General features: G+C 35.8%; 8 protein-coding genes. All 8 read right to left on the bottom strand.

Going from position 1 to position 10,755, the window contains the following annotated elements; genetic code table 11:
- Window positions 1–196, bottom strand: a 196-nt coding sequence (locus AB4Y90_RS12340; RefSeq protein WP_441557876.1) for a hypothetical protein, incomplete at its 3' end; no start/stop codon positions are given.
- A gap of 2 nt (window positions 197–198) precedes the next feature.
- Window positions 199–795: a hypothetical protein gene (locus tag AB4Y90_RS12335; RefSeq protein ID WP_441557875.1), complete on the bottom strand. Its 597-nt coding sequence runs from the start codon at window positions 793–795 to the stop codon at window positions 199–201.
- A 433-nt stretch (window positions 796–1,228) separates the two neighbouring features.
- A complete protein-coding gene (locus tag AB4Y90_RS12330; RefSeq protein ID WP_441557874.1) occupies window positions 1,229–4,075 on the bottom strand; it encodes a hypothetical protein in 2,847 nt (948 codons plus the stop codon).
- 1 nt (window position 4,076) lies between these two features.
- Complete coding sequence (locus AB4Y90_RS12325) at window positions 4,077–5,495, bottom strand: hypothetical protein (protein WP_441557873.1); 1,419 nt, start codon at window positions 5,493–5,495, stop codon at window positions 4,077–4,079.
- 2 nt (window positions 5,496–5,497) lie between these two features.
- Window positions 5,498–6,346, bottom strand: a complete 849-nt coding sequence (locus AB4Y90_RS12320; RefSeq protein WP_441557872.1) for a hypothetical protein — start codon at window positions 6,344–6,346, stop codon at window positions 5,498–5,500.
- A gap of 381 nt (window positions 6,347–6,727) precedes the next feature.
- Complete coding sequence (locus AB4Y90_RS12315; protein ID WP_441557871.1) at window positions 6,728–7,168, bottom strand: lysozyme; 441 nt, start codon at window positions 7,166–7,168, stop codon at window positions 6,728–6,730.
- Window positions 7,165–8,766, bottom strand: a complete 1,602-nt coding sequence (locus tag AB4Y90_RS12310; protein WP_441557870.1) for an ATP-binding protein — start codon at window positions 8,764–8,766, stop codon at window positions 7,165–7,167. The genes AB4Y90_RS12315 and AB4Y90_RS12310 overlap by 4 nt, the downstream gene beginning before the upstream one ends.
- A 1,096-nt stretch (window positions 8,767–9,862) precedes the next feature.
- The gene (locus AB4Y90_RS12305) at window positions 9,863–10,603 is read right to left on the bottom strand and encodes a hypothetical protein (RefSeq protein ID WP_441557869.1); all 741 of its coding nucleotides are present in this window, start codon (window positions 10,601–10,603) and stop codon (window positions 9,863–9,865) included.
- Window positions 10,604–10,755 lie beyond the last annotated feature (152 nt).

Below are 10,755 nucleotides of genomic sequence, written 5' to 3'. Positions count from 1 at the left end.
CCAGATAAACGGAATTATCATAAGAAAAAGGTCTTGGGATAATAGAATTGGTTTCTAAAGGTACATTCGGATTTTCGAATACATCTTTATCCGCATTCATCCACGGAACATTTTCAAAACGGATATCCTGACCAATTACCTGCTCAGGCGACTTAAGATACAAAGCATTTATCTGGAGCGGAAATATATTTGGCATGCTTATTTGCTGGGTTCTTCTAACTGCTTAAAGATATCGTCGGTTAATCCTAAAGTCATCATTTTTTTCACAACTTCACGGTTTGTATTCCAGATAGAAAAACTGATTGAGTTAATAGACATTGTCTTAAATTCTGAAAAGAATGCCGTGCTGTCAATTGTAATTGATAAAGCATATTCCCATTTTGATTTCTCAGCATCAGCCGTTATGATTTTTCCTGCACTATCACATTCTTTATTTTCATCTGCTTCTTTTGTATAGTATGTTTTTTTGTATAAATATGCCGTTTTTAAATAAAACTTAATATTATTGATGTTAAAGCTGCTGCCTTTACTCTTATTTTCATCCAACTGTGCTTCAATTTTATCTGTAGCTTCCTTAGAATCTGCGGAACCTGCACCAAATATTTTATCAAAATCGCTTTTTAGTTCAGTAAATGTTACAGAATCTTCTGATGATGGAAGCTTAGTCGGAATAAGCAGGTATTCTTTGACGGTAACATCTTTATTGTCTGAAGTCTTAATTTTATTGCTTTGAATAATTAAAGCAAGCTCTCTTTTTAAAAATTTTAAAGACACCCCTAATTGAAATTGATCCATAATGTAATTTTTTTAATTTCCTACTCATATGGCTTTTCGGAATGCGCCCCGTTTGTAATGGTTTCTGGTCTCCATGATTATAGTTTTTGTATGATACAATAAATTAATATTATTATTGTGAAATATACTTAAAAAATTAAAAAAGCGCATAAAAAAAGAACACATATACGCAATATTTAATATTTAGTTTAATAACCAAATTTATAGGAAATTAATGGAAATGATTTCAGTATAACTACTTGTTTTCATAGTAAAGCTCTCTGTAGTGTTAAAATAAAATGATAAAGCCAGCCCGGATTTTATATTTAAAACAAAAAAAACCACAATCAGAAAACTTTTGCTTTCTGACTGTGGTTTTTTGTAACATTAAACTTTTGTAAACGTTATAATTTACAGGAATACTTTTTCAGCCTTAATTTTTTTAGAATATTTATCAGGCAAACGCGCATGGTTGCTCTCTTTCTATAATTACTTTTCGTAATCTTGTAATGTACATTCTTATAAAACAACCCGGTTTAATATCATAAATAGGTTTGTCTTCTATTCTCACCGACATTGTACTTCCCGATTTGTCGAAATTATAAATAACAATCTGTTGTTTAGGATGAATTTTTTTAAAATTCACAATCATTTTCACCTGTTCTCCAATGATGTGGATGAGCCTGTTTCTATCGTCTAATTCAAGCTTACCGGAATTATCGATCTCATATTCGTGCGGATCGAGCCTGATTGCATATTCGGTTTCATCATTTACAATTTCGTCCCTGAGATTAGCTAACCTGCCATCAGGAATAAACATTGTATCTGGTCTTTCCTCTTCAGATTTAAAGTTTTTGCTGGCTTTTACAGATCCTTCGACTGTTAATTTATCTTCCTTATTTGATACTCTCCCCATTCCGAAAAAAGTAGTGCCACAGTGGAAGTTTAACCCGTCAAAATTATTGTAAATAGAGCCGTATTTGTAATATTCATTTTGTTTACCGGAAACAAATCTTTCATACGTATTGTCAATTATACCAGAATCATTTCCGTAATAGCCGTCTGCAATTACCAGACCTGATCCTGTATTTACAGTAAAATCTAAATTGAGCTGTAGCCCAAACTGCGCTATATAATTCCATTGCTGAATGTTTGTTGTGGTAAAATCTGCATCGGTCCAGAATTTATACCATTTTGCCCATTTTCCGTCAATTCCTTTCCTGATTTTCAGCATAGGAATACCGGAACCGTTGCTCCCGCTCTGATTGGCAAATGCTAATTGATAAGACGAGTCTCCGCCGGAAGCAGCAGTACCGTCCCAAGGCGAGAAGGTCATTATCCCTGCATAATTTCCGGAGGCTCCTAAACCGGCATTTGTAGAAGTGGCAAAATCAAACCTGACCCTTTTCGGGGTAGAATTTGGAGCAATATCGTCCGGATTTCTCGATCCGTCTCTTGATGTTACAAAAAAGTTGGTAACTTTTACCGAATTATTTCCGCTAATGCTTAATTGTTGCCCTCCTTCACCTTCCGGAAGAGTGCTTAATTCGATCTGACTTTTGTTCACCGCATGCGTTCCCAGTGTTCCGTTCGGAATAACCGGACTTTGCAGAAAAGTATTGGTATTTGTAAAAGTCTGAGCCCCATTGAGTGTGGCATAATTGCTCAACTGGCTGTTTAAAACAGACTGCGTAATATAATTTGCCGGGTTGAAATTTCCTGTATGATAAATTTCTTTCCAGCTCGACCAGCCTGAATTCCCTGAACCTGTTGCAGTTCCGCGGAATTTGATTGATTTTCCGGTTCTCTCTATTGTAAGCTGCTGTCTTCCGTCTGAAGAGTTTAAATTTAAAGTAGTGGTATAACTAAAGCCGGATGTAGGGCCTTCCTGTCGGTAAATTCCCGATTCTGAAACTTCCTCTAAAACAGCTCCGCTTCTTAAATTTTTAAAAGGATTATGATTTCCTTCATGCAAAATCATCCACGACTGAGATCCGTCGGCATTTTCTATCCTGGGATCCAACCCGTTGGTTCCTCTGTTAATATAAACTCCGCCACCCGATTTTTTATAGATCTTACCTCCTTCAAAGAAGTTGACTCCGGAATTATCAATATTAAAATTAATATTTCTATCTAAATAAACTCCATTTACATTAAATGTATAAATACTGCCAACTGAAGGATAATTAAAATGCACATTGGTAGTAGTTTGAAGCGATAAACTTGGTAAAGATGAATTTCCCAGGTACAAAATATCTCCCTGAGGATTGAATATCTGATTTCCATTTAAATTATCTGAACTCAACAATCCTATATTTCCGCTTAAAGCCCCATTCTGAGAATATCTGAGATACGCTCCATTGTTTTGATTTCCCGGAACCCTTAAAAGAATTTGATCGCCATTCGCACCATCCCACGATGTAGATAATAATTTTTTCTGGGTATAAGAATCTCCTACAGTAATTAGATCAGATACAGCTCCATTAAAATGAATGGTTTCATTCTTAACATAAAATGCTTCTCTTATTCTGGAAAACACAGAGCTGTTTACTTCATAAACTTCAGCAAAAGCCAGATAAAATTCTACAGCAGCATCAGCACCGTGTACATATACATGACCTCCACTGCTAAAACCAGTTCCGGTTCCGCACATCACTGCTCTCACATAGGTTTCCCATTTTCCGGTTCCGGCTCTTGATGTTAACCAATTAATAGAAGCATTATCTCCCATGTAGTTTTCAGCATTATTAAATGAATATCCTACAGGAAGTTTAGCCATAAACTTTTGAATAAACACAGCATTAGACCGGGCATTAAATCCTAATATAAAACCGCCTAAACTCGGGGCTGCACCATTGCCGTTATAATTAAACCTCAACTGCATTCCTGATCTGTTCGGAAGATTAGAAGCTGCTTCTCTGGTCATGGTTACTGTGCCGTTGCCCAAGTTATTATAAACTCCTATCCCATTAGTTCCATATCTGAATTCTTCGTCTCCATATAAAGGATAAGCTCCCTGCAATGCAAGGTTAAGTAAAGAGATTGGCCCCATCTGCGGATTAACCACCGATGATCTGTCCCATCCGGAATATAGCGTATTTTGAAAACCTACGGTTTTGGTAGAGTCTATTTTTTGGGCAGTATTGATGGTGAGATAATTACCTAACTGAGAATTTAAAGCAGCTTGTGATAAGTAAGTTGCGTTATCTACAGAACCATCCGCCTTTAAAAATTGGGCGGCTGTGCCGCCCATCACTCTATAACCTTTCGAGGTGTTATAATATGAGTATTTTATATCCATCTTAAATATCTTTACGGGTTACTGTTATCGATACAGTATTAGGTAAAGCAGAATCAAATTCAATATCTATTTTATTCGGATCGGTCAATTTTACCCTGCCTTCTATTTTGTAGAATGTTACCGTATCATACATGGCAACATCCACATTTCTGGTTCCTAAATTGTGAGCTACGGTAGAAGTTCCGGAAATTGCAGTCGTGTAAGATCTTAAAGTATTGCTTCCTGCAGTTACTCTACCTTTGGCATCAACTGTTACCTGATCGTAAGTTCCGGCAGCTACTCCTGTTGCAGCTAATGTTAACGCCGAAGAAACGTTTGCCGAACCGTCAAAAGTTGCTGACCAGGTTGCATCACCCGAAGCAGCAATTGTTCTTGCCGTCGTCAGCTTTGCAGCCGATCCGGTTGTATTAATTGATGCAGTACCTGTTAATAATGTCGCCGGAACAGCAGTAATAGGAATTGCTACGTTTCCTGAACCGTCAATTGATTGAGCCGTTGCAGTAACTCCTGAAAGCGTAATCGTACGCGCTGCAGCCCATTTTGTAGCAGAAAGAACGTTTTTCGCGGCATCTGCAGTATTATCTACATTACTTAAACCAACGTGCGTTTTATTTAAAACTACAACACCCGTTAAACCATTGACAGAATCTACAGCTCCGGAAGTAATATAAACGAACGTTGTTCCGGTCCATCGATACGTTTTGTTGGTATCAAGAGATACATAAATTTTCCCTGTTTCTCCTGTGATAAGAGTAGTAAATGCTGCTTCTTTATAAAACTTTCCGTCAGCAGTTCTGTAATATCCTTCTAAAACATCATCCACGTAAGATGGTAATTGAGATGCAGGAACCAATCCTGATGCATCAAGAACAGCCACTCCGTTTGCCGCTCCTTTTTGCGATAACGGTATATAATTAGCCAAATCTGTTGAAGTTGGTAAAGTTCCTTTAGTCACCGTTATTCCGTTTGCTGTCTGAGTAACTCCTGTAATTACGTTTCCTGTACCTGAAACAGTGACCGGTAAAGAAAATGAGGTTCCGGTTAACGTTAAACCATTACCAGCGGTGTAAGTTGTATCTGTAGAAACTAATGTGATCGTACTTCCGGTTTGATTGATTGTCATGTTGGAACCTGCTGCAAGAGTAAGATCGCCGGATACAAAAGAACCGGATGCACCACCTTTTAAACGGGTAATTGTATCTGGTGTTGTAAATGATCGGTTTGCCGACAAATCATAACTTGTACCGTTAATGGTTAAAGTTCTTGTTTTGGGCACATAATCTAACGGATCAAAATTTCCATCATGCCAAAAAGAATTGACAGATCTTGTACCGCCGCCTGCGGTTAAAATCTCATTGTCTGTTTTTCCTTCTATTTTGTATCCTACCGAGCTTTGATAATAAGCGTATTTAATGTCCATAATTATATTTTTTTGATTGTTAACTGAATTATATTTGGGGGTATTGAATCAAACAGCACTTCAATATTATTGGAGTCTATTCTTCTTACTTTAAGAGGTACTGTAAACATGGTGACGGTGTCGTATGCATCAATTACAAAGCTGAATGTATCAAGATCGTGCTGTATCTGTGAGTCTCCTCTTACCCTCTCTTCATATTTAATCTTTTCAGAACTGGCTGTTTTTTCGATTTTTTTAATTTTATCATAAACCAGATCATTAAACTGATTTTGATAAGATACCGCACCCCAGTCTGAATAGATCCCGACAAGGTTGATTTTATCATCAGAACTGCTTGCAACAGCGCTTTTCAGCCATTCTATCTGCTCCCTGTTTTCTTTGATATAGTCTACAATTTTCTGAAGCTCATCAAGTTTGATATCATCAGAGAGCAGCATTTTGTTGATTTTCGCAATCTGCTCAAGCATATCATCATCTTTTGCCTGAATTACATTTACAATTTCCGTGATCTGCTCTTTTGTATAGACATTTCCGGTTTCTTCAGTTCCGTCTATTGTAGCTGCTAATCTTATTTTTAATTTTTCTTTCCATTCTTCTACATTGGCATCGGTAAGATTAGACGCATTCAGTTTTGCCAGTACCAGATGATGCGCATTTTCATTTTCCAGATGATTTGTAAAAGCTGTCGTAGATAGCGTTGTTTGAAAAGCTTCGTTAAGACCTGTCACCTCATTCATCCCGATTTTATCATCTAGATGGCGGAATGAAGAAAAGGTTTGCCGAAATTGATATTCTGTGGGCATATCACCCTTTTCAAACCAGCTAAATATTGTTGTTAATGGTACTATCATAATTATTTAGGTTTGCATTTTTTTATCATCTGTTCATTATTTTGATTTAATTATTTATCTGAAATTCCACTCGTTTAAATTCACCAAAAAGTGACTTTAAAAACCCTTAATTTTCATTCATCTTTATAAAAGATTTAGAGCCTGTTTAAAAATTAATAAATATGAGTTTCATGATTGGTTTTTCGCAAAGGCGCAAAATTGTTTAAACTATAATACGCTTTAAGGCGCAAGGATTTTATCTTCGATAAAATTGATCATCAGCATTATAAAAGAAAATCATTGATATTCTCCTTGCGTCTTAAAAACAGAGAACTTTTATCATATCTTGCATCTTTGCGTTTTCCAATAAATTTAAACAGGCTATTAGAAAATATAAAAAAGCTATTTTGCAAAAAACAAGTCGGCTTCGGCTTTTCTTCTCCGGATTAAACCGTTTAAAATTTTTCCACCGGCAGTAATATATCTTGAGGTAAACCAGTCTTTGATGGTTTCGGAGTTTGCTTTTTTATTGATTAAAGAAAATAAAGTGTCAGATCCTCCTGTATTGTACGTATGCGAAACAAGAGCATCAAATTGGTTTTGCGTAAGCTGAATCCTGATTTTATTTTTTACAATTTTTTCATACGTCGGTAAAACAGCCGAAAACAGCTCTGCTCCTCTTTCTTTGCTAATGGAAGGATCTTTCAGCGTAACTTTTTTACCACCCGGATAATAGGTATTTCCGTAGCCGATCGTAGCAATTCCTGCAGAATCCAGATAAGGTTTGGAACTGAAGCCTTCAAACGATAAGATTAAATCGATTCCTTTTTGTGATGTTTTCATTTTTTAAAATATTTATATGCGAAAAAGATGAATATTAAAAAGGTCAAAACGATGGTAACGACAATCCAGGTTCCTGCCTGTAATCCGTTGGCTTTTATTTTTTTTGTCTCTTCAGAAACGGCAGATTCAGCTTCTTTTGTTTTTTCTTTTGAAACAGTATTCTGAGCCAGTTCCTGGATAATTTTTGTGAACTCTTCTTTCCTTACCTCAGATTTTTTATGATCGGTCTTTTTATAATGATTATTGATGGAATATTCTGCATTTCCCGTAATAGAAATGCTTTGTAAAGTATCTTTTCCGACAATATTGTGATAAACAAAAGGATTGGATGAATCTGATTTCCCATTGATCAATACTTCTCCCGCAGTTTCATTCTGCTTTTCATTCAGCAATGTTTCCAGAGACAGATTTTGAGCAGATTTCGAGTCTTGCATATGTACAKAATCAGCTTTTATTTTTTCCGTTTCTTTTTTATTTTCTTTAAAGTCGGTTGTAATTTTATGTTTACTCCGACAGCACAATATAAGGCCGCTGAATATTATCCAGCTATGGAAACGTCTTGTAAAGGCTTTATCCATATTATTTTTAAAATTGGAAGCCAAAATAATAAGCCCTGAAAATGTTTCTATACGCTGCAGCAGATAAGAAACTTCCTGGTTGGCATATTTATCGTGAGCGTCTCTTACTGAGGTACGTTTTCCGAAAATAGCATCGGCTTCATCAAAAAATAAAATCCAGTTTTTATTTTCTGCTTTGTCAAATAATTTTGCCAATTGCTTTTCGGTTTCCCCAATGTATTTTGAGACCAGCATAGAAACATCTACCCTGAAAACAGGACGCTTCGTATATTTTCCTAAAAGGCTTGCTGCAAGCGTTTTTCCGGTTCCGGGTTCTCCGTAAAACAAGACCCTGAAACCAGGTTTAAGTTTTTTCTGCATATCCCAGTCTTCCATAAGAATATGGCTGCTGTTGTACCAGTCTTCAATGCTTTGAAGCTCGTTTAAAGTGATCGGAGGAAGTATAAGATCACTCCACGACCGCTGCGTTTGTAATAATTCGGCAGGAAAATCATTGCTCATTTTAGGTAATAATTCAACCCCGAAAATGATCATGTTAAAAGCTTCCTGGTGAACGGTTATTGAACCATTTGCTAGTGTATTTTCATGGGCTGAATTTGAAAAAACAATAAGTTCTTCTTTAACCAAAACCGACTTGGGACTAAAATAATCTAATGCCTTCAATCGCTCCGAAATGCTTTCTCCGCCCAAAATATACTGAACAGTCTGAATGGTAGGGTAAAAAAGCCTTCCGTTATCATTAGTTACACAAAAATCAAACAGCGCACTCTGCGGAAACTCTAAATAAATACGCTTCAGCAACGAAGGATCTAATCTTGGCAACAAAGCCATCAAAAGAATAACAATTTCCGGATGATCAAGCTTTTTTTCGGAAATATAATCTCCCAGTTTGAAGCCTTCATGGTCATTAGTTTTAAATTCTGGTGCTTCTGTGCTGAAATCTTCTGAAGGATTGTTGATACGCCATGTAATAACCTCTTCTAAGTGAGTAAATAATTTTTGTATCTGGTTTGGTTGCATTGGTTTTTAGTTTTTTTTATTTTTAAAATTCAAAAATTTACTCTTTTTTGCTGCGCAAATTAATCCTGTTTAATAGTGTTAATTTTTTTAAAATATGTATTGATTTGTTACTAAGCTAAACGTAGCTGATATTTAGAAAGTCTTACCCAGCTGCCGAAACAATTGTTTTCTGAAAGTCTTTCCCTGTCTGGAATTCCTACTTTTTAAAGAATCATCTTCCGTTTTCACGGAGCTGTAATCTACTCTTGAAAAAAATAAAAGAAAAATCTTTCATTCTGTTTCCCGGAAGAAATTCTAATGATCGCGCATCAGAAAATTCCGGTATTTCAAGGGCAAAAGGGTTCCCGCTTCAGAGCATCTTACCCGATCGGGCTAAATAAAGTGTCATTCATCTTTAAGATGTTTCTACTTTATTCTCTGTTTAATTTTAATAAACCCAACCGAAAGCTGCTCACCTATGATTTTCAATAGCTTTGCAACATCTCATTTTTCATTTTTTTTAATTTACTTTTAATTTTATATCTGGTGTGTGATTGGTTTATTTAGAAAAAGTTTTTATTTTTAAGAACCTGTCTAAAAATTAATAAATATGAAATTTCATGATTGGTTTTTCGCAAAGGCGCAAAATCGTTTAAATCTAGTACGCTTTAAGGCGCAAGGATTTTATCTTCGATAAAATTGATCATCAGCATTATAAAGAAAATCTTTGATTTTCTCCTTGCGACTAAAAACAGAGAACTTTTATCAAATTTTGCGTCTTTGCGTTTTTCCAATACATTTAAAAAGGCTCTAAATATTGATTTATTTTTCACTAAAAAATTACCTCAACCGAAAAGTTGTTCGCATAGGAAAGCCTTACCCAACTGCCGAAGCAATTGTTTTTTTGAAAGTCTTTCTCTGACCGGAGTTCCTACTTTTTAGAATCAATCAACCGTTTTCACGGCATTGTTTTCAGCTCCTGAAAGCAATAACGGTTTGACAACCATTATTTTTTTCCCGGATGAGATTTTCATGTTTTCACATCAAAAAATTCCGGTATTTCAGGGGCAAAAGGATTCCCTTTAAGGATCACCTTACCCGATTGAGGCAGTGTTTTTTAGTTTATAATATAGTTGATCAAATCCTGCTCGTCCCGCGATCCTAAAATGATCTTGATATTCACAGGATTCGACGTTAATATGGTTCCGTTTACATCAATTTCCAAAAACATCTGAATGAGAGAAAATGGTTTTCTGTGAAAAAGTGAATGTTTAAACGAGCCGGGTCTGCTGAACGTTCCCGACGGGTAAAACTCTCTGTAATCTGAGCTGGGTCTGAAATAGTTGATCGGATTAATATCCAAAACCATTTCATTTGCTGTAACGGCGTATTCTGACTGTCTTCCCCAAGATTCTGCATCACCGGGAAGTTCCTTATAAAAACCAGGTTCTTTTACACGACCGCTGTTTAGTCTTTTCCTCTGCTTATAACGTTTGATGATAATTTTAGGCTGATATTTTTCAATATCCAATTCCTTTGATAATTTCACATGTAAACATTTATAACCCACATTGCGGCTTAAAACATGTGTATAGTCTTTTATTTTTTGCGGACTGCTTTCTTCTTTATCTTCAATATTCAGGTGTCCTCTGGTTGCTGCACCGAAATCATCGGCTACATAAAAATGATAGTATTTGTTCTCAATTCCTGTTGCTTTTACATCCAGTCCGAAATTAAATTCATTTAAGTGAACATAATTATCGATGARACGCCCGAATTGGTTTTCTGTAGGATACTTACCTGTTTCAAAGTAGGTCTTCAGCTCCTTTCTTTGCGTTAATGTATTTCTTTCTTCCATGATGTTTGATGTTTTTTTTTGCTTACCTTCTAAGTATAATTGATTTCCGGAGCTCTTTTTTATTTATTATTTAAAGTTCAAAATTCAGCTTTTTTTTGCTATTATAAAAGTTTTTCGGCTTGGTTATCCTGTAGTTGCAGCAGGTGTTATTT

Origin of the sequence: Chryseobacterium sp. 2TAF14, from assembly GCF_052115105.1 — a bacterium.
Classification (GTDB): domain Bacteria; phylum Bacteroidota; class Bacteroidia; order Flavobacteriales; family Weeksellaceae; genus Chryseobacterium.
This window is presented reverse-complemented; position numbering and strand designations above follow the sequence as displayed.

Excerpts from the sequence above, each read along its gene's own strand:
- AB4Y90_RS12335 (WP_441557875.1), bottom strand. The coding sequence starts at position 795 with ATGGATCAATTTCAATTAGGGGTGTCTTTAAAATTTTTAAAAAGAGAG.
- AB4Y90_RS12330 (WP_441557874.1), bottom strand. The coding sequence starts at position 4,075 with ATGGATATAAAATACTCATATTATAACACCTCGAAAGGTTATAGAGTG.
- AB4Y90_RS12320 (WP_441557872.1), bottom strand. The coding sequence starts at position 6,346 with ATGATAGTACCATTAACAACAATATTTAGCTGGTTTGAAAAGGGTGAT.
- AB4Y90_RS12325 (WP_441557873.1), bottom strand. The coding sequence starts at position 5,495 with ATGGACATTAAATACGCTTATTATCAAAGCTCGGTAGGATACAAAATA.
- AB4Y90_RS12315 (WP_441557871.1), bottom strand. The coding sequence starts at position 7,168 with ATGAAAACATCACAAAAAGGAATCGATTTAATCTTATCGTTTGAAGGC.